Origin of the sequence: Marinilabilia salmonicolor (genome assembly GCF_003003035.1) — a bacterium.
Taxonomy (GTDB): Bacteria; Bacteroidota; Bacteroidia; order Bacteroidales; family Marinilabiliaceae; genus Marinilabilia; species Marinilabilia salmonicolor_A.
The window spans coordinates 338,810-359,909 of record NZ_PVTS01000001.1; the positions used below are offsets into that span (position 1 = coordinate 338,810).

General features: G+C 44.1%; 15 protein-coding genes and 1 tRNA gene. 11 read left to right on the forward strand and 5 right to left on the reverse strand.

The window, feature by feature from the left end; genetic code table 11:
- Positions 1–9 precede the first annotated feature (9 nt).
- From BY457_RS01440 to hemE, 4 genes are all read left to right on the forward strand, one after another.
- The gene (locus BY457_RS01440) at positions 10–723 is read left to right on the forward strand and encodes a uroporphyrinogen-III synthase (RefSeq protein ID WP_106151553.1); all 714 of its coding nucleotides are present in this window, start codon (positions 10–12) and stop codon (positions 721–723) included.
- A 131-nt stretch (positions 724–854) separates the two neighbouring features.
- Complete coding sequence (hemB, locus tag BY457_RS01445; RefSeq protein WP_106151554.1) at positions 855–1,838, forward strand: porphobilinogen synthase; 984 nt, start codon at positions 855–857, stop codon at positions 1,836–1,838.
- Between the two features lie 58 nt (positions 1,839–1,896).
- Positions 1,897–3,189, forward strand: a complete 1,293-nt coding sequence (gene hemL, locus BY457_RS01450; protein ID WP_106151555.1) for a glutamate-1-semialdehyde 2,1-aminomutase — start codon at positions 1,897–1,899, stop codon at positions 3,187–3,189.
- Positions 3,190–3,224: 35 nt separating this feature from the next.
- The gene (hemE, locus tag BY457_RS01455; protein ID WP_106151556.1) at positions 3,225–4,253 is read left to right on the forward strand and encodes a uroporphyrinogen decarboxylase; all 1,029 of its coding nucleotides are present in this window, start codon (positions 3,225–3,227) and stop codon (positions 4,251–4,253) included.
- Between the two features lie 21 nt (positions 4,254–4,274).
- Here hemE and BY457_RS01460 read toward each other — a convergent pair whose 3' ends face one another.
- Together BY457_RS01460 and BY457_RS01465 are read right to left on the reverse strand one after the other, a co-directional pair.
- Complete coding sequence (locus BY457_RS01460) at positions 4,275–4,793, reverse strand: type 1 glutamine amidotransferase domain-containing protein (RefSeq protein WP_106151557.1); 519 nt, start codon at positions 4,791–4,793, stop codon at positions 4,275–4,277.
- A gap of 361 nt (positions 4,794–5,154) precedes the next feature.
- Entirely contained in the window at positions 5,155–6,435 is a 1,281-nt protein-coding gene (locus tag BY457_RS01465; RefSeq protein WP_106151558.1) for a hypothetical protein, read from the reverse strand.
- Between the two features lie 898 nt (positions 6,436–7,333).
- Here BY457_RS01465 and bamA point away from each other — a divergent pair.
- From bamA to BY457_RS01495, 4 genes are read left to right on the forward strand one after another with little or no spacing between them, the layout of a single operon-like run.
- Positions 7,334–9,181: an outer membrane protein assembly factor BamA gene (gene bamA / locus BY457_RS01480; RefSeq protein WP_106151560.1), complete on the forward strand. Its 1,848-nt coding sequence runs from the start codon at positions 7,334–7,336 to the stop codon at positions 9,179–9,181.
- A gap of 1 nt (position 9,182) precedes the next feature.
- Positions 9,183–13,046: a translocation/assembly module TamB domain-containing protein gene (locus BY457_RS01485; protein ID WP_106151624.1), complete on the forward strand. Its 3,864-nt coding sequence runs from the start codon at positions 9,183–9,185 to the stop codon at positions 13,044–13,046.
- A 1-nt stretch (position 13,047) separates the two neighbouring features.
- Positions 13,048–15,255, forward strand: coding sequence for a tetratricopeptide repeat protein (locus BY457_RS01490; RefSeq protein WP_106151561.1), 2,208 nt, complete (start codon positions 13,048–13,050; stop codon positions 15,253–15,255).
- 30 nt (positions 15,256–15,285) lie between these two features.
- Positions 15,286–15,678, forward strand: coding sequence for a DUF3859 domain-containing protein (locus BY457_RS01495; protein WP_106151562.1), 393 nt, complete (start codon positions 15,286–15,288; stop codon positions 15,676–15,678).
- Positions 15,679–16,294: 616 nt separating this feature from the next.
- On the opposite strand, the gene ychF is transcribed toward BY457_RS01495, so the two are convergent.
- On the reverse strand, positions 16,295–17,395 hold the full coding sequence (ychF, locus tag BY457_RS01505) for a redox-regulated ATPase YchF (RefSeq protein WP_106151564.1): 1,101 nt from the start codon (positions 17,393–17,395) through the stop codon (positions 16,295–16,297).
- 274 nt (positions 17,396–17,669) lie between these two features.
- On the opposite strand from ychF, the gene BY457_RS01510 reads away from it, so the two are divergent.
- The 3 genes from BY457_RS01510 to BY457_RS01520 all read left to right on the forward strand — a co-directional run bounded on the left by BY457_RS01510 (position 17,670) and on the right by BY457_RS01520 (position 19,259).
- Positions 17,670–18,221, forward strand: a complete 552-nt coding sequence (locus tag BY457_RS01510; RefSeq protein WP_106151565.1) for an RNA polymerase sigma factor — start codon at positions 17,670–17,672, stop codon at positions 18,219–18,221.
- 66 nt (positions 18,222–18,287) lie between these two features.
- Entirely contained in the window at positions 18,288–18,707 is a 420-nt protein-coding gene (locus BY457_RS01515; protein WP_106151566.1) for a hypothetical protein, read from the forward strand.
- A 42-nt stretch (positions 18,708–18,749) separates the two neighbouring features.
- Positions 18,750–19,259 (forward strand): hypothetical protein, encoded by a 510-nt coding sequence (locus BY457_RS01520; protein ID WP_106151567.1) that lies wholly within the window; start codon positions 18,750–18,752, stop codon positions 19,257–19,259.
- Here the strand turns inward: BY457_RS01520 and hutH are convergent.
- Both hutH and BY457_RS01530 read right to left on the reverse strand, forming a co-directional pair.
- Positions 19,249–20,754 (reverse strand): histidine ammonia-lyase, encoded by a 1,506-nt coding sequence (gene hutH / locus BY457_RS01525; protein ID WP_106151568.1) that lies wholly within the window; start codon positions 20,752–20,754, stop codon positions 19,249–19,251. The genes BY457_RS01520 and hutH overlap by 11 nt on opposite strands.
- A gap of 251 nt (positions 20,755–21,005) precedes the next feature.
- Positions 21,006–21,081, reverse strand: a tRNA-Lys gene (locus tag BY457_RS01530).
- Between the last annotated feature and the right edge of the window lie 19 nt (positions 21,082–21,100).

Below are 21,100 nucleotides of genomic sequence, written 5' to 3' on the forward strand. Positions count from 1 at the left end.
TGATGTGAGATGAGGAAACAACCAGTCATCATATCCACCTGGCCTGTCAGAGCAAATGACCGGTTTGCTGAAGTCCTGAGAGCAAAAGGGATGCTGGTTTTGTCGTGTCCTATGATTGAAATTAACTTCCGGATTTTTTCTGTTCCGGATCGTCTGTCGGAATATGACTGGGTGGTTTTTACCAGTAAAAACGGGGCAACCTCCTTTCTGGAACAACAATCTTTTCATCCCAATAACAAAATAGCAGTTATAGGGGAGGGAACAGCAACGCCTTTGAGAAGTTATGGTATTCAGCCCGATTATGTGGGGACGGGACATTCGGGGGTGGAGTTTGCCAGAGAACTGGTGGGATTGGTAGGTAAGGGTAAGCGTGTCCTGTTGGCTTTGGGAAATCTTGCTCCGGATACTTTGTTTAACGCCCTGTCTTCTCAAAACATTGTAGAGCGCATTGATGTTTATGAAACCAGAAGCCCCGGTTCAATTGATCAGATGGTGATAAATCAGATCAAAGGAGATGATTATGATTTTATTGCCGTGAGCAGTCCTTCTGCCATTAGAAATCTTTATGAACAGTTAGAAGAAACAGCCAAACTCATGAGGATTGTAAGTATTGGAGAAACCACTTCAGATGCTGCCCGGGAAGTAGGTATAGAGCCGGTAGCTACTGCCCTGGAGCAGAGTTATGAAGGTCTGGCGCAATGTGTGCTTGAGATGATTGAATGAAGTGGGGCATGGAGGAATGTAGAGAAATTGAATAGAATCTCCCTTTTAAATGGTATAAATATGATTCTGAACTAAAGGCTGATGTTTGCGATTCGGACTAATAAATTATTAAAAATCTAACAATCTATATTATGAGTTTTCCAGTAACACGTCTCAGAAGATTACGCAAAACACCCGCCATCCGGAATATGGTGCGCGAAACCATCGTTAATAAGGACGATTTAATTATGCCTTACTTCGTTTGTCCCGGTGAAGGTGTGCAAAATCCCATAAAATCCATGCCCGGAAATTATCAGCATTCCATAGATATGTTGGTGAAAGAGGTAAAAGATCTTTACGAAACAACGGGTGTTGATAAAATTCTGCTTTTTGGTATTCCTGAAGAAAAGGATGAGGATGGTACGGTAGCCTGCAGTCAGCATGCAATTGTTCCCCGCGCTATTACAGCATTAAAAGAGGCTGTTCCTGAGGTGATGATTGTTGCGGATGTGTGTAACTGTGAATATACTACTCATGGTCATTGTGGAACGATTGTAGATGGTGACGTGAATAATGATCTTACCCTGAAGACGCTTGCTGCTCAGTCAGTGGCGCTGGCGGTTGCGGGAGCTGATATTATAGCACCCAGTGATATGATGGACGGCCGTGTGGCTGCCATTAGAAATGCTTTGGATGAGAATGGTTTTGAAAATACGCCCATCATGGCTTATTCGGCCAAATATGCTTCGGCTTTTTACGGGCCCTTCAGGGATGCTGCAGAAAGTGCCCCACAGTTTGGAGACCGTTCCACCTATCAGATGGATCCGGCCAATAGTGATGAGGCTTTGCGGGAAGTTCAGGAAGACATCAACGAAGGTGCCGATATGGTGATGGTGAAGCCGGCTCTGAGCTATCTGGATGTGATTAACCGGGTGAAATCAACTTTTAATATGCCGGTGGTTGCCTACAATGTAAGTGGCGAGTTTTCAATGGTAAAGGCGGCCGCGCAAAATGGCTGGATTGATGAGCAGCGGATTATCCGTGAGATTCTTACTTCTATCAAAAGAGCCGGTGCTGACGTGATTATTACCTATCATGCAAAGGAATTTATGTTGAATCAAATTCACTCAAAGTAAGTTGTTGGATGACAAGTGTCTAATTTCTATTCTCTAACTTCTAAATTCTATTAATTATATGACCACAACCAAAAGTATAGCAGCCTTTCAAAAAGCACGTAACCTAATGCCCGGAGGGGTGAACAGTCCTGTGCGTGCCTTCAAAAGTGTAGGAGGCGACCCGTTGTTTATTGACAGAGGAAAAGGATCAAGAATATGGGATATTGATGGTAATGAATACATTGATTTTGTGGCCTCCTGGGGGCCTCTGGTACTTGGTCATGCCCGTGAGGAGATTGTGGAAGCTATTAGGGAAACTGCAGCCAAAGGAACCAGTTTCGGGGCTCCTACTTTACTCGAAAATCAGATGGCAGAGTTGATTGTTTCGATGGTTCCTTCGGTGGAAAAGGTGCGGATGGTTAACTCGGGTACGGAGGCTACCATGAGTGCCCTGCGATTGGCCAGGGGATATACCGGACGTGACAAAGTGATCAAATTTGCAGGATGTTTTCATGGCCATTCCGATAGTTTTTTGATTCAGGCAGGTTCCGGTGCTATGACTTTGGGGTTGCCCGACAGTCCGGGTGTTACCAAAGCTGCAGCCGGCGATACCCTTATAGCCTCATACAATAATCTGGAATCGGTAGAGAAACTCTTTGAGGAGTATCCGGATGAGATTGCTGCAGTGATTGTTGAGCCGGTTCCCGGAAATATGGGAGTTATTCCTCCCCGTACCGGTTTTTTGCAGGGTTTGAAAGAGCTGACAGAAAAGTTCGGAACTTTGCTGATTTTTGATGAGGTCATCACCGGATTCAGGTTGGCACCCGGGGGTGCTCAGGAATATCTGGGGGTGACTCCCGATCTTACCACTATGGGCAAAATTATTGGTGGAGGTCTTCCGGTAGGAGCCTTTGGCGGACGTGCGGATATTATGGACCATCTGGCTCCTGAAGGGCCGGTTTATCAGGCGGGAACATTATCAGGAAACCCTCTGGCTATGGCCGCCGGAAGCACGATGTTGAACATTCTTAATGAAAACCCGGAGATCTATGATGATATCGAAGACCTGGCTGCTTATTTGGAGTCAGGACTGCTCAAAAACCTTGAGGATTCGGGTGTTTCCGGAGTGGTAAACCGGGTCGGCGGTATGTTAACGCTTTTTTTTACAGAAGAACATGAGGTGTTTGATTACGAGTTGGCTTCCTCCTGCGATACTCAACGGTATGCGCAGTATTTTCGCAAATCGCTGGAGAGTGGCATTTACCTGGCTCCGTCTCAGTTTGAGTGCACCTTTGTTTCCCAGGCACATACGATGGAAGAAATCAATCAACTGCTTGAGGCTTCAGCGAAAGCGTTGAATACATTGAAATAACGATCGTGCGTCTCTACGGTCTGAAAAAATATAAAATGCAAAATACACTATTGTTAAATAAACTAAAAGGCATTCCAACCGAACGTCCTCCCGTCTGGTTTATGCGGCAGGCCGGTCGCATTCTTCCCAATTACAGAAAGCTGAAAGAGCAGTATGATTTTCACGAGCTGATGAGTGATCCCCGGCTGGCTTCTGAAGTGACATTGATGCCGGTTTATGATTTGGGAGTGGATGCCGCTATCTTGTTTTCGGATATTCTGGTGGTTCCGGTAGCTTTGGGGATGGATATGTCATTTACAGGCAGGGGGCCGGTTTTTGAACAACCACTGGCTGCTTTAAATGAGCCATATCAGGCACTCAGGCCTGATGCATCCCGACTGGAATATATTTACCGTAATATTGATGCCATTATCACGGATCGCCCTGCCAATACTCCTTTAATTGGGTTTTGCGGAGCCCCGCTTACCACATTGTGTTATATGGTGCAGGGAACAGGAAAGGATCCCAGTTTTCCGGATGTGGTGAAATATCTGTATCGCAACAAGGATGATGCACGGAAGTTGATTGATGCCATCGTGGATATGTCGGTGGTTTACGCACAAAACCAGATTAAGTATGGCGTAGATGTTTTCCAGCTTTTTGATACGCATGCCGGAGTTATACCGGCGGAGTTGTACCATGAACTTTTCTGGCCTGCAATACAGAAAATATCACAGGCTGTTCGCGAAACAGGAACACCGTTTATTTATTTCCCCAAAGGACTGGGAACGGGATTGAAAAACGTAACACCCGATTTGGCCGATTTTGTGAGCATCGATTGGCAAATGCCACTAAGAGATGCGCGTGAACTGGTACATCCGCAGGTGGGACTTCAGGGGAATATTGATCCGCGCCTGTTGTATGCCTCCCGGGACGATATTGCCAAAGAGCTGGAAAAGTACATCCCCTTTTACCGGGAACATCCCAACCTGGTGCTTAATCTGGGGCATGGATTCTTGCCCGACATTCCTTATGAAAATGCCAGGTTTGTGGTTGATTGGGTGAAAAATGCTCAATGGGGTTGATGAGGAAAATAATCTTCCTGTTTATTTGAGCAGTTGCAAGTATGCTTTCATGTAATCGGGTAAATCCACCGGAGTACGACTTGAAACAAGGTTTTTGTCAGTGACCACCGGTTCATCAACCCAATTGACCCCTGCGTTGGTCATGTCGTCTTTTATGGCACCTACACTGGTTGCTTTTCTGCCTTTTAGTATGCCTGCGGATATGGGCACCCATCCTGCGTGACATATTATGCCAATAGGCTTTCCGGCATCATCCATTTGCTTCACAAAATCAAGCACTTTGGAATAACGTCGCATCTTATCCGGGGCATAACCTCCCGGGATAATCAGTCCGTCAAATTTTTTGTCATCCAGGTCGGCATACCCAATATCTGCAGTAGCGGGGAGTCCGTTTTTTCCGGTGTATTGCTTGCCCGGTTTTTCTCCGGCCAGCACTACTTTAGCACCTGCCTCGCGTAAACGTATGACGGGGTACCATAATTCCAGGTCTTCAAAAATGTCGTGAATGACTGCAACGATTGTTTTGTCTTTAAGTTCCATTGTCTTGTTTTTTCTGACTAACCAATGAGGTAGGGACATTGTTTAATGCGTAACTGGTTCCTTTTTTCTCTTTTAAAAAATGATTCTGTTTTCAGCCTGCTTTACTCATGAATTTTCGTTATGAGATGGTCAAACAGCAAGAAATATTGACAACCGCAGATGAAATTGATGAAGGCAATAGTGAACTATTTTCAAATCAATTTTATGGAGGACGTTCATATTTCGCAGTTGGTTGATCATCGTAATAAATTATTTATGAATTATTCAGGTTATTGAGGACGGTTGGATTTTTCAGATATTTGGACATCGGAATAGATTATTTGTGAATAATGCAGGTTAGATACAAGAACTGGCAGAGAAGCTATGTTCCGGCACTTCCTGTTTTTCTAATCCGTTCCAGAATCTTATGTCCATTTAGCGCTAGTGGACTGATTTCTTCATTTTCATCATTTTGACTGCTGATGTCTTTTAGTAATCCCTGTAATGGTAGCAATTGTTCTCCCGGAATATTCCTTAGAAAAAAATTTCGATGAACGCTCATCCGAATGTTATCCTCTCCAAGAGGTGTTAGGAATTCTGCCAGCCTAATCAGGTTGGAGGAGCTGATGTTTCCTTCAGGCAGTGGTAACTCCACCGAAAAGAGGCCCGACTGTTTTTGATCTCTTACATACCGGTAAACCCAATGGCGTGAGAGCAACGGGAAGTTGATGTTACCCGGTTTTAGCGGTGTGCTGGGAGAAGGACTCAGTTCCTTTGAATCCAGAAGGTAGTTCTTTTCCTGCTTTATGTCGGGATAGTAGAAAGAGAAAAGTTTAAAGGCTTTCTCTCGTCCCAGATGATTAATAACTGATCGCAGGTTTAGGGCGTTTTTGGGGATGATTTCCTTGTTTTCAGCAAGTATGCGTTTGATTGTTTTTATGACGTATAGGATTTCAGTTTCTTCAAGAAATCCGGACAGGAGATATCCCGGCGTTGGAGCGGGGTAGGGGGATCCTCCGATGAATACCCTGAAACCTCTTTTCCCTTCACGGGTAGTGGCAATAAACCCAATGTCGTTGTAGCGAGCCAGCGAGTTGTCACGGTAATCTCCGGCAAAACCGATGCGGAGACCGGGGGGGAAGAGGGTGGGACTCGAAGGGTGGTTTAAAATTCTATTAAGCGCCAATACATGTGGTGTGGTGTCAAATTTCTCCTGGAATGAAGTCCCTGCATCCTCCGGATTGGTTATATTTAGGATGTTGTGCGTGTTGCCCGAGATGTCGATTCCCTGAAAGAGCAGGTGCTCTAGTGTGGCGGGGATGTGTTCGGTTGCAATAAAGGGAATATCAATTTCCTGCCGTGAGGTAAGGACAAGCAATCCCTGCCCATAATTTGAAGCTGTTTTGGCTATCGCAGTCAATTGATGCGGTGAAAAACTTCCGCCGGTTGATTTTAGACGAATCTTTAAAGGTGTGCTTCCGCTTTGTTGGACTACTCCCAAAGTAGTTATGGTAGTGATGGGGGGATTGGGTCCACTGTTTTTGTCAATTAAGTCTCTGATTTGTTTTTTTAGTTGTGCGATCTCTTCTCTGAGGAATCGTTCTTTTTGAGGTGTCAGTCCTGATGCGGAGTAGCTGTTGTTTACAATGATTTGGTTGCTCATAGTTCTTGATTTTTAGCATGAAGGAATTGGTGGAATAAAAAAAAAGGCCTCCTGATTTTCAGAAGGCCTTTTTCTATGAAAAAATGTCATTGCTATATGCACATAAGCCTTCCCTTGTGTATGCTGATTGGCATACACATGCACATAGAAAAACTTTTATTGAGTGCTTGGATGGCTGTCATAATTCCTATTAAAATAGTGTGTTACAAAGATATGAAAGAATTTTGTAAGATGCCAGTTTTGGGTTTGTTTTTATTTTTGTTCTTTTTTATCATACTATTAATGAGGTGGTGGTGCACTGCATTGGTATTGGTTTTTTAACCACCTTAAAGCACACTGAAATAGTAGGAAAATAATTGGTGTTTTGATGCTGCGGAAGTGAACTTTATATTTAGGGATTATCTCCGAAAGAAAGGAAATTGTGCAGGCAATGGGGATTCTGTTCCTGCAAATTTGGACATTCCCCAATCCATCAGATCCCCGTTGAAGAAATTATCGAAAAATGAGGGCACTGATGGGAATAAATATTTGTTTCTTTTTGCAAGTGTCATAGCTAAACCCTCCATTTTTAGTTCGACTTAAGGATGTATTCCACTAAATTTTTTCAAAATGTATGCTATGAGGTGAATTTTTGATCACCGGGGTTATTGTGTTGTGAGTAAGTGTGTTAGACCTGTGTTTGTCCTGTCGGAATGTAAGCTTTATTGGTTGGTCAACTGGCATTTTGACAGGGTTTGTGTAATTTAGTGCAGAACATTCGAAAAGTTGAGCAGATTGGAAAACTCCCGGCATTGACCGGTATCAAAAATCTTATTTAGCGGAAAATTGCATACATTTAGTTTGTGGTTTTTGAACTTTTTTGTTTGTCACTGTGCTTAGGTGGTAGGTTATAGTTTTTATGGTGAATTTAAAAAATCGATATACAGTCAGTTTATTTCTTCTGGTAATGGCATTGTGCCTTTCCCTGAGCGGATATGCCCAGGAAAATGCGGAAATTCGAAAGATAAAGATTAAGGGAAATGAAGCCTTTGATGATGGCGAACTGCTGGAGAAGATCAGCTTTAACGAGGCCTCCTGGATAGGGAAACTCATCTTCAAGCAAGAACCTTCTTTTTATAGTTCCGAGGCATGGGAGATGAACAAGGCTCAGTTGAAAGCTTTTTATCAAAGTGAGGGCTATCTGCATGTACAGATTGAGGAACCCGAATTAGAGATGCATCCGCGGAAATACAAGGTGGATATATTGATCCGAATCAGGGAGGGGAAGCCGGTTAGAGTCGGAGAAGTTAGTTTTTCAACGGTGAAGGGCGGAGTGCAGGATTCTTTGTTGGTGAATGAAAAATGGCAGAAAGAGAAGAGCCAATTGGCAACAAGGGAGGGGGCGCGTTTTCGTGACGAAGATGTTAATAGTGATCAGGATGCGGTATCTTCTTGGTTTTCTTCACTGGGATATGCCTATGTGGATGTTCAGCATGATATTTCTCTTTTTCAGGATACGTTGACTGCTGATGTGGACTGGGATGTTGACAAGGGGCCTTTTTGCCGTTTTGGAGAGCTTACCATTGAAGGATTGGAGAGGACCCCGGAAAGGGCCATTCGAAAACAGATGACCATTGCACCGGGCGATGTCTATAGTTCCCGGCAGTTATCGCAGTCTCAGAAGCAGATTTACGAGCTTGGCCTTTTCCGAATTGCATCGTTGCAGGCGGGACTTACCAACCGTCAGAGGGATTCTATCCCCTTAAAATTAACCATCGAGGAGGCTCCCCGCTGGGCCGCTCGCTTTGGTGTGGGATATGGGCGCGAAGATAAGTTCAGAACTTTCGTGGATGTGGGGTTGTTGAATTTCCCAGGGCCGGTAATGCGTACAAACTTTTACGCCAAGCATTCATCGCTCGAACCTTATCGTTTCGAGGCTAAGGTTACCAAACCTGCCATCCTGGGGCCTCGCTCTTCGCTTGAATTTAAACCGATGATCAGGAGAAGGAATGAGCGTGGATTTGATTCTTTCATCTGGGGTGGGGATTTGTCTCTACACCAAAATTTCAGTGACTACCTTACAGGTTCGATATCCCTCTATTTTGAGCGCGTGGACATTGATATCACCTCCGAATTTGAACGTTCTCTCCGCGACCTGCATCAGTCCACCTACTCTAAGAACGGAGTTTCATTGGGATTGCTATATTATACTGCCAATCCTCGTTTTGATCCCACAGACGGTTGGTCATTGGGAATCAATACCCGGGCAAACAGTTCGTTTTTTGATTCGGCTTATCCGTTTTTTAAATACCTTTTCGAAGTGAAGCGGTATCAACCTGTCCGCAGTGGGTTTGTGCTGGCCATGCGTTTAAAGGCGGGTAGTATCCGCCCCTGGGGAAGTGGCGTTGTCACTCCTTTTGAAGAGCGGTTCTTTGCCGGTGGAAGCCAGTCGGTTCGCGGTTGGCCACGTCAGATGCTGGGCCCTCTGGATGAGGAGGATGTTCCCATTGGAGGAAATTCGGTGCTGGAAGGGAGTATTGAACCACGTATCAAGATATTCGGCCCTCTCAGTATGGTTGTGTTTATGGATTTTGGGAATGTCTGGCGTGACGAGAATACCTTTAAACCTGATGAGGTTCGTTTTGCAGCCGGCTCAGGCATCCGGGTCTCCACTCCCATTGGGCCGGTAGGGATTGATTTTGCCCGCCCGGTTTTTGATGACGACAATAAATGGCAGTTTCATTTGAATATCGGACATGCTTTTTAATATGCAGAAACTGATTAAATATATAGTTTTCTTTTTTGCAGGCCTGATTGTGTTGGTGCTGCTGTTGCTGCTGTTTACACAAACTTCTGTTTTTCGCGGAATTGTGCGTAGCCAGGTGGTAAAAATTGCCAACGAACAATTGGATGGGGAGGTGAAGCTGGAGAAAGTGGAAGGGAGCTTCTTTTCAAGCCTTTCTCTTCAAGGATTATGGGTTGGAGAAACCGAAGGAGATACGCTCCTTGCCTTTGATCGGCTCTCTTTGCGTTATTCCTTATGGCCCTTGCTTACCGGAAAGGTATTTGTTGCATCCATAGATATAGAGAACCCGGTTGTAAACGTGGTTCAATATCCTGACTCTTCATGGAATTTTCAAAATATCTTCCCGGAGTCTGAGGAAAAGCAGGACACTTCTTCTGCTTCGCCCGAAATGAGTTTTGAGTTGGGCGTTTTCAATCTGAGTAACGGGCGTATCAATGTGTCGATGTCCGATACTATGGTGCCGGGGTATCTTTCCAATCTTAACATAGAGGTGGGAGGTCGTTACAGCCCCGGTGAAATGAAGGTGGACCTGAGGCATTTAGGGTTCCAGACTCCTGAAGGTGTCACTGATGTAAAACATTTTCAGGCCGGGGTGGGTTTGAGAGATTCTGTGTGGAGTGTGCAGAATCTGGCTTTGGTAACTTCACTTAATCGTGTGGATTTCAAAGGTAGTTATGCCGGACTGGATTCCTTGTCGGGTGACCTGGATACCGAACCTGTTCATTTGGAGGAATTTGCCTGGGTGATGCCTGATTTTAGGCTTGGCGTGACTCCTCGGGTGGATTTCAAAAGCACGGTGGCGAATAGTCATCTGAATTTGGAGTTGGAGGTAGCCTGGCAGGATCAGAAAATCGGTGTTCAAGGATCGGTTCAGAATTTTCCCGATGCGCTCAGAGATTCATTGAGGCATCAGGCGGAGTTGGATCTGCAGGTTGACATTCAAAATATGAATCCTGAACAATGGCTGGTGCTTTCAGATTTGCCACTTATCCTTAATGGAGTGTTGAATATTTCGGGCAACGGACTGGCCGGAAGCACTCAGCCGTTGAGGTTGACAGGTGATTTGTCAGGCACCCGATGGCAAGAGTATCAGTTGGAAGAATTTGAAATTGACGGGAGTTTTCTGGATGGGCAGACTGAAGTTAAAGCTGGTTTTTTATTGGGTTTGGGCAGTTTTGATCTGGAAGCTTCTGCCAATTTGAATCAGGATAAAGGACCGGTGGCTGTTAAGCTTGATGTGACCAGCTTTCCTGCCGACAGGTTTTTGCCGGAGTGGGGCGATAGTACGTTGCTGAATCTAAAATTGAAGGCGGAAGGAACCGGAACCGATTTTGCTTCGCTGGATGCAGGCTTTTCTTTTCTCATGCATCAGTCCCTGGCAGCGGGGGTGTCCGTTGATTCTTTGCTGATGTCGGGGCGGATTCAACAGGGGAGTGTGCTTCTGGATACTATGCGCTTCCAGAATTCCTCTATGAGTCTGAATGCCCGTGGAAGTTATGATAAACAAGGGGAACTCTCATCAGATTTTGATGTGACATTGCGTGATTTGACTGCCTTCAGTCGTTATGTTGACCAGCCTGTTTCCTGGAAAATGCTGGAAATATCGGGTACAGCAAATGGACGGGCAGATTCACTCATGACAGATGTTCTGATGCATTCCGATTCTTTGGTCTATGATACCGTAGCTACAGTAGGTGCTCTCAGGCTGAAGGCTGATGGATTTTTATCCTCCAAAGGTTTTTCTGGAATTGGAGATCTCCGGGTTAAGGAGATTCGGGCTTCCGGGCAGGAGGCTGATTCGCTTGATCTGAAAGCAACCCTTGGGATCGACGACTGGGACGCACAACTCAATCTTTGGTTGCCGGATTCACTATCTCTGAATACTCGTATTTTGGGGAATATGTCTATGCCCTTCAGGTTTCAAATACCGAAACTCGATATCTTTACCCCTTATGAGCAGTTTTCCCTTGCGGGGAAAGGGCCGACAGTGCTGATAGATTCTGTCCGGATGTCACTGGATTCACTCAGGATGATTGCCCGTCAGAATTCAGCATTCAAACTGACTGCCAATGGAAAATATATTCCCGGAGATTCCGTAAGCAGCGCTGTTTCCATTGATCAATTTGATCTTTCTCTGATTGAGAAGTTCCTTGAACAGGACTTGCCTCTTTCCGGGATGGCATCGTTAAAAATTTTGGCAGACGGATCCTTGAGCAATCCTGTGTTGGATTTTAAAATGCGAATGGATAGTCTGGAAGCCTATAATGCCCGGATAAAGGAACTGGATGTGGGTGTGTCGCACAAATCCGATACGTTAAGGGCCTCTCTTTTAATAAGGAGTAATCAGGACGATTCCATTATGGCCAATGGTTTTTCGGTGGTAAATGTCAATCTTACCGATAGTCAGATGGTATCGACATTGAAAACCATAAATGGGGAGATTGTTGCCAATAAAGTCAGGCCATCAGCTTTTTTTGTCTTTGATAATCAGGATGAGCAGCTTCTTAAGGCACTGCTCGATATGGATGTAAAAGTTTCCGGCGAGGTGGTAAGTCCGGTGATGCGCGGCTTTATTCGGTTGACCAACGGAAGGTTGTCCTGGCCTGCTTATGGAATCAGTTATTCTGATCTAAAGCTGGTTGCCAATCTGGATAGTAACAGTGTTGTGATTGACTCTCTTTTTGCCCGTAGTGAGAAAGGAAGTATGTTGGTGAAAGGTGATTTGGCTTTTGATTCAACATTTGTATCGGGCAACCTGGCCGATGCAGATGTGTCGGTAAAAGCGGATGAGTTTTTTCTTTCCCGCCATCGCAATCATGAAATTCAGATAAATTCCGATTTATGGGTGCGAATGAAAGATGAAATCCCGGAATTTGGAGGAGATCTTACCGTTCTGCGTTCCAGCTTTTATCTTCCTGCAATTCTGGATATGGGTGGATCGTCAGATATAAATGAGCCTATGTTGGTTCGGGCTTTGGAACAGCAGAATGAAGACACTCTTTTGGTCCGGCAGGGCGATACTTTGCGAATATCCCGCAGAGATTCTCTTCCTTCCAGCGATATGGTGAAAAGTCTTACGGGCAGACTAAACGTCAAAATTCCGAGAAATACCTGGATCAAATCGGAGGATATGAATCTTGAGCTGTACGGCGATTTTGATCTGTTAAAAAACAATGCCTATTTCGAGATATTTGGTTCGCTGGGAATTTCCAGAGGCTATTACACCCTTTATGGGCGAAAATTGATTATTCAGGAGGGAGAGCTGAACTTCCAGGGAGGTGAGGAGATCAATCCAAGAGTCAATCTGGAGGCTTCATACCAGTTCAGAGGAAAAGACAAACAGAAAAATGAACTGATAATGAAGGCTGCTGGCACGGCCTTTGAACCAAACCTTTCTTTTACCCTCAACGGAAGTAGTATTACCGAACGTGATGCGATGGCTTATCTTATTTTTAATCAGTCGTTTGATGAACTTAGTTTTGGTAATCAACAAGGGGTTTCGGGCAATGTGCCATCTGCCATGTTGTCAGGCTTGGTGTCCTCCCAGCTGACAAAAACGATCGGAAATACTTTCAATCTTGACATGGTGGAGGTGCAGGCCGGAGATAACTGGGAAAGTGCTACTTTTATGGTTGGTAAGTACATTACTAACAATTTGTTTGTGACTTATCAGCGTGGTTTTGGAGAGAATGAAGACGAATCCTTAACACCGCAAACCATAACTCTTGAATATGAAGTGACCCGAAACCTGTTTCTGCGCCTTACCCAGGGAGATGTTAAAGATTCAGGGGTGGACGTAATTTTAAAGTTTGAAAAGAAAAAGTGATATGGAAACGCCAGTGCACAAACAGCTCATGAAGGTTTATCGGCTTTTGGAGGTAAAGCGGGTAAAGGAATCGCTTGATGTGTTGGGCGATTTGGTAAAAGAAACGCACAACAGTGACCTCATTGACGGGCTTTACAATCTGGAGATGACTTACAAAAGTTTGTTGCGATATACTGTTGAGGGGTTTTCAGATCCCGAACGCCAAAAGGTTTACAACCAGTTGTTGGTGGATATCTACAGCATTGCCGACCAGATAGTGGACGAACTACGAAGCAAAACCGGTCAGGGATGGCTTTTTGATGCACGTCGGTATTTGAAAAGCAAATCAGACGAGGAGTTGACAGGTATTATGGATGATTACTTGAAAGCTGCTGACCAATATTTAGTGGCTTACACGGTAGATTCTGAAATTCCTTTGTCCTATGAGCTGGAAAAATCGCAGGACAGATTGTTTGAAATGATTGCTTCTTTGCCTGGTTTTGCCCAATCAAGACAAGAACAGGTACGAGAAGTGTTTTTCGGAGAAGATTTTTTCTGGCCCTGGCAGAGTGTCATGGTTAGTGCTCTTACACTTAATCTGCTTACCACTTTTCGCCGGGAGAATCTTGATCTGTTGTTTCAGTTGTGTGAGCATCCCCACAAGCAGGTTAAGCTGAGGGCCTTTACCGGATTGCTGTTTGTGCTGTATGAATACGATACGCGACTCTCCATTACGCCCGGGATGAAAGAGAAAATCTCCCGTTTGAATGAGCTGTTTTCGGTGGAGACCATTCAATCAATTTTGATTCAGATTATTCGTACCCGCGAAACCGAAAAGCTCACAAAAAAGATGCATGAGGAGATTCTTCCCGAGGTAGCCCGTATTCAGCCTAATCTCAGGAGAAAGCTTGATCTTGATAATTTATTAAACGATGCACTGTCTGAAGATAAAAATCCCGACTGGGAGGATGTTTTTTCGGACTCACCTGAACTGATGAACAAACTGGAAGAGTTGAGTCATATGCAAATGGAGGGTGCGGATTTGTTTATGTCCACCTTTAAGATGCTGAAGCATTTTCCATTCTTCAACGATTTGCATCATTGGTTTTTGCCTTTTTTCTATCCCAACCCGATTGTGAAAGATGCATTGAGGAATGAAACCGGACCGCTGAACAATGAGCAGATGCTTCAGTCAATGGCCGATTCGGGAGTTATGTGCAACTCGGATAAATACAGTCTCGTGATGAGTATTCCGCAAATGCCCGGAATGCAAAAAGAGATGATGGGAAAAATGTTCGGGAGTGAACTGGAGGCTATGCGGGAGGTTCAGCAGAGTGATGAGCTGGTAGATCCGGGGAAAAAAGAGTTGTTTATTTCCAATCAGTACATCCAGGATCTTTATCGCTTTTTTAAGCTTCATCCGCAAAAGGCATCCTTTGATGATCCGTTTAGCTGGGAAATGGCATTTCATAAAAAATGGTTTTTGCCACTGTTGACACCAGGCGAGAATACTTCTTTGAAACTGGGAGAGTATTTGTTTGGAAAAAATTATTTCCGCGAAGCCACAGGAGTGTATGAGCAGGAGGCTAAAAAAGAGATGCCGGAGCGGCAGATTCTTCAAAAACTGGCCTATTGTTATCAACAGAACGATGATTACGAAAAGGCTTTGCACTACTATCAGCAAGCCGATCTTTATGGCGATTCACAGGTATGGAATCTTAAAAAAATTGCCCTTTGCTATCGTTATCTGAAAAATCCGGAGAAAGCTCTGGAGTACTATAAAGCTGCGGAACAACTCAAACCTGACGATTTGCATACTCAGGTAAGTGTTGGTCATTGCCTGCTTGAGTTGAAACGCTTTGATGAGGCTTTGCAATACTACTTTAAAGTGGAATATCTGGCCCCGGACAACCATAAGGTGTGGCGCCCCATTGCCTGGTGTTCGCTTGTTGAGGGGAAGTTGGATCAGGCCCTTAAATACGGCGAAAAGCCAATCGAAGAAGACCCTACACAGCATGATTTCATGAATATGGGACATATCTACTGGTGTCGTGGCGATCGCAAAACGGCTCTTGAGTGGTATCTGAAATCCGTAAAACATCAGGAATGGTCGTTGAAAGACTTTGTGCAGGCTTTTGTGGAAGATCGGCATATATTAATGAAGCATGGCGTGAATCCTGATGATATTCCTATCATGCTTGATCAATTGCGCTATTATCTGGTAAATTAATCTTTATTAGTTGATTCCAATTGTTGTATTATGCCTAAAAGGAAAAAGCCTGAGATAGAACTTTACAGTTATGGGATTTACAGTTCCTGGGACCGAAAATCCCGTGACTTGCCGAAATTAAAAAAGATTACAACCGAAATTCCTGTGATTCCAGATGTGGAATTTGGGTATATCTTGAAAATAAAAGGTGGTAAAGGAGAAGTGTTGGAATTTGTGATTGATCATCCTCCATTTCCGGATAAGGATGGACAAACGGCTCCTCCTTTTACAGGTGAGGTGGTGATTAATTCAAACGACTGGGAATTCTTCTTGGGAGATACTGTATGGGAGCCTTACGAAGATAAAGCCGGAAGGTGGGAACTCATTACGCAACTTCGGGGGAAAGAAATTGCACGTAAAGAATTCAGGTTATTTTTGCCCTGATTCTTTACGAAAAGGTAATATTAAATAGGAATGCGCCGAAAACTATCAGCACAATTACAATCGCCACTTCAATGATTGAATAAATCAAAATCTTTCTCTTCAACTTCGCTATCGTATCGTTTTCTGTCTCTCTCATCTTCTTTTTTTTCAGGAAATTCATGAGTACAAAGGAAAAATAAATTGCAGATATTTTGAAGCATCGGAACTATCATTGTGTTTTTTTAACATATTTTAATTTAGGTGTCAGTGGTCTAGAAATTAGCTTTTTTGCTGTTTTAAATGATAAGATTTAATCGGAAAATGTCGTTTTTGTATTGGCTGATTTGTGAAAAAATCACTAATGATCACAGGGGGTCTTGTTTTGAAGAGAGATTGCTTATTTCGTGGTCATGAATTGTTGCACCCGGGGGTTAAGTCTGGAGGACAGGCGGTGATTTCCGGCAGGGGCGATAAGCAACCTTTACAATCCTTCAATATTCTTCGGGGACCCGTCATCGCGAATCCCGATTATTCCGGAAAGCAATCTCAATATTAGCCAGACATTATTGTTTGAAACAAAAAAAACGGACTGTAATTCGATACAGTCCGGTACAAAATATTTTATTTAATCCGGAGGCTACACATTAAATCTGAAGTGCATAATATCTCCGTCCTGAACTTCGTATTCTTTTCCTTCGATGTGCATTTTTCCGGCCTCCTTGCAAGCCTGTTCTGATCCAAGCGCTACATATTCATCGTATTTGATAACCTCGGCACGGATAAATCCCTTTTCAAAATCGGTATGAATGACGCCGGCGGCCTGGGGTGCAAGTGCACCGGCCGGGAAAGTCCATGCCCTGACCTCTTTTTCTCCAGCTGTGAAATAAGTCTTTAGGTTTAGAAGCTGGTATGCCGAGCGAATCAGCTTTGACACACCGGACTCTCTAAGTCCCAGATCGTCCAGGAACATCTGGCGTTCTTCGAAAGTCTCCAGTTCTGCAATTTCCGCTTCAGTCTGGGCAGCAATAACCAGCACCTGAGCCTCCTCATCTTTAACGTTTTCTTTTACTGCTTCCACATGCTTGTTGCCTGTTACCACAGAGGCTTCATCTACATTGCAAACATACATGATTGGTTTGTTGGTCAGCAGAAAAAGGTCTTTGGCTACCTTTTGTTCCTGGTCAGATAGTTCTACCGTTCTTGCCGATTTCCCACTTTCAAGCGCAGCTTTGTACTTCAAAAGAACATCCAGTAGTCTTTTGGCTTCAGGATCTTTGGATGTTTTGGCAATCTTCTCCGTTTTGGTGATTCGGCCATCTATGGTCTCCAAATCTTTGAGCTGGAGTTCCATGTCGATAACATCTTTATCACGCACCGGGTCAATAGACCCATCCACATGTGTAACGTTGTCGTCTTCGAAACATCTGAGCACATGAATGATGGCATCTGTTTCACGAATGTTGGCAAGAAACTTATTGCCCAGTCCTTCTCCTTTGCTCGCTCCTTTTACCAGTCCGGCAATGTCCACAATTTCCACGGTTGTAGGAACTACTTTTTGAGGTTTAACCAGTTTCTCCAGTTGCACCAGACGTTCATCAGGAACTGTAATTACGCCCACATTGGGTTCGATGGTACAAAACGGGAAATTGGCCGATTGAGCCTTGGCGTTGGACAGACAATTAAAAAGGGTGGATTTCCCCACATTGGGTAAGCCTACGATGCCACATTGTAATGCCATTATATTCTGTATTTTATTGTTTTCTAAAGGTTTTTCGAAAATCAGGGTGCAAAGGTAGCTGATTTTTTTGGGATAGGAATAAAGCGGGTCAACAAACTCTTAAATTGTCTTTTCTTATTATCTTCGCATCGAAACGGGTACGGAACATTGATTCCTTCCTCGGCTTTGCCGCTTTGATTGCAAAGAAACGTGTCACAACTTTTCCTCGTATTTTTGAGGAAGTGCATGTGTAAACGGTTTGCGAGTTTCATCCGACTTTAATAAACTAATTTTAATGCAGCCCGACGATAAGGAAATACTGTATCTGGCGCAAAAAGTCAATAAGAAAAATGAGGCTTTGGCGTTGCTCATGAAGAAGTATAAGGAGCGACTTTACTGGCATATTCGGAAAATGATAATTGTTCACGAAGATGCAGATGATTTGCTTCAGAATACCTTTATGAAGGCTTGGAAACATATCGGAAATTTCCGGGGTGATGCATCCTTATATACCTGGCTTTACAGAATTGCCACCAACGAAACACTCAATTACATTAATAAGAAGAAAGAAGGACTGCTTCATGAGGATGCGGATATAGAAACCATGTTGGGTAACAAAGTGGAATCAGATCCGCTTTTTACCGGTGATGAAATTCAAAAACGCCTCCAGAAATGTTTGCTGGCTCTCCCCGAGAAGCAACGGTTGGTGTTTAATATGAAGTATTTTGATGATATGACCTATGAGCAGATGTCAGATATTCTGGGGACGTCTGTGGGTGCCCTGAAAGCTTCCTATTTTCATGCGGTCAGAAAAATAGAAGCATTTATAAAGAATGAAGTGTTTTGACTGTTTAAACCTTTATGATTTTGAATGTTCTAAATAAATGGTTTGAACCGGGTTAATGTTAAAGCTATGAGTGAAGAATTATTTGGAAATAAAAAATGTCCGTTTGAAGTTCCTGAGAATTATTTCGGGGATTTTGAATCTCGCATGCTGAAAAAGATGGAGGCCGCATCGGCGACGGAAACCGCCGGGGATAAAGTGGGTTCGGTAATTTCAGTGGTTAAGCCCTGGTTGGCTATGGCGGCTTCGTTCGTAATCATTGCGCTCATGTATTATCAGGTGCCTAAGCTGTTTTCGGACGATGCAGATATTTCTCAATCAGTTTCCGGGGAAGAAGAATTTATTAATTCCCTTGCTTTGATTGTTGACGAAAAAGATATCAGTGAATTTATTCTGACCGGGGATGCCAATGTTGTTTTGGCACCCGACTCTGTGTTTTTTGGCACTTTTTCGGAAGAAGAGTTGGCGGCCATTACCTATTTTGAATAATCATTTCTTCGAATAAAAATTTCTTACAATAAAATCTGAGTCATGAAGCATTTTAATTATTTGATTGTAATACTTTTTGTTATGGGACAGGCTTTTGTTGTTCCTGCCAATGCTCAGGAGGATAATAAAGAATCCAGAATTGAGCGGCTGAAATCACAGAAGGTTGCTTTTCTGACTGAGCGCATAGGGTTGAGTGCTGAAGATGCTCAGAAATTCTGGCCCGTTTACAATGAGATGAGTGAGAAGATGGATCAGCTATGGAGCGAGAAGATGAGTAATATTAATAAGCTTTATCGTTCCGATAGTGAGCTGAGTGCATCGGAGAAAGAGACCGCTGTGGATAATTACATCAATTACGAAGTGGAAAAAGCCCGTGTAGAAAAGCAATACCACGAAAAGTTTAAAAAGATCCTTACCATCGATCAGGTTATAAAACTTTATGGAGCAGAGCATGAGTTTAAGAAAAAGATGCTTCACCTGATACGAAAGGGTAAGGAGTCTTCTTGTGAGGGCTGCGATGAATTGTCTCCTGAAAATATAGCTAAGACCTGAATCTCTCTGTTGGTTTATCCCTTAGGAAGTTTACGGTCTTTTCGATTTCCATATACATGATTTTATCTTCATGCACAAAGGGGACCTGTGCCCTGAATTCTTTCATTAGATTTTCCAGAAAAGCAGATGTTTTAGAAGGTCTTCTGAATTCAAGTGCTTGAGCGGCGTTAAATAGCTCAATGCCCAGCACTCTTTCGACGTTTCGTACAATCTTTAAGGTTTTTGTGGCAGCATTGCCGCCCATGCTCACATGGTCTTCCTGTTCGTTGGAGGAGGGAATGCTGTCCACCGATGCCGGTGTGGCCATTTGTTTGTTCAGGCTTACGATGGAGGCAGCGGCATACTGAGGAATCATAAAGCCGGAGTTAAGTCCGGGGTTGGCAACCAAAAATACAGGTAATCCCCGCTCACCGGATATGAGTCGGTAAACGCGGCGTTCCGAAATACTTGCCAGTTCGCTTATTGCTATTCCAAGGAAATCTAATGCCAGGGCCAGGGGCTCGCCATGGAAATTTCCTCCTGACAGAATTTGTTCTTCATCGGGAAAAACGATGGGGTTGTCGGTTACCGAATTAATTTCTGTTTCAACCACCCGTGCCACATATCCGATGGCATCTTTTACGGCACCATGAACTTGCGGAATGCATCGGAATGAATAGGGATCCTGTACTTCTTTGTTTTGTTGGTTAATGAGCTCACTGCCTTCGAGGAGTTCGCGAATGTGTCGGGCTGTTTCGATCTGCCCGGGGTGTGGTCGTACCGTGTGTAGCATCTCCATAAATGGATCAATTCGACCATTAAAAGCATCCAGGCTAAGAGCCGCAATCATGTCAGCCTGCTGTTCTACCCTGAAAGCTCTCAGTAGGGTATAAACGGCATGAGCACTCATGAACTGGGTTCCATTCAACAACGCCAATCCCTCTTTGGCTTCCAGTCTTACCGGTTGCCAATTGTGTCTTTGCAGCATCTCGGAAGCTTCCATTTTTTCTTCGCCAATCCAGACTTCTCCATGTCCCAGCAGGGGAAGAAAAAGATGAGCCAATGGAGCCAGGTCACCCGATGCCCCCAGTGATCCCTGCTCCAAAACCACCGGAACGATTCCTTTATTGAAAAAATCAATCAATCGCCGGACTGTTTGCATCTGGACTCCTGATTTTCCCAGGCTCAGGGCGTGTATTTTCAGTAAGAGCATAAGACGTACGACATCCCGGGGGACTTCGGGGCCTGCTCCGCAGGCGTGACTAAGCAGCAGGTTTTCCTGAAGTTTGCTCAGGTCGCTCTTGGATATTGAGCGATTGTGCAATGCTCCAAAACCGGTATTGATACCGTAAACCGGGCCATCTTCTGTTTGAAGTTTGTGATCGAGCCAGTTTTTGCAGTGAGTTATCAGACCGGCGGATTCGTCTGATAGTTCCAGCTTTTTATTTTTATCGAGAATCTGGTAAATGACTTCAAATGTCAGTGGTTGGGGAGATATTAAATGTGTGTTTTCCATGATGTGTCTTGAAAGAATTAAACTTTGAGGAGTTTCTGGTTATTCTTTCAGTTCACGGAAAACGAATGTCGCCACCGCGACGGGTGTTGGAGAAGAGGTTGTTTTTTAGTTGTCTGCCCATCTTAAAAAGAAGTTTCTATTCCCGAAATTACAATCTTTGGGCAAGAGCTGTTATGATATCTGTCAGTAGAAGATTTAAGATGGGGGGATAAAACAAAAAAGCCACCCAAAAAATGAGTGGCTTTTTTGCTTGGTGACCCAGCAGGGATTCGAACCCTGGACCCCATCCTTAAAAGGGACGTGCTCTACCAGCTGAGCTACTGAGTCATCCGTTTCTCTCAAACGC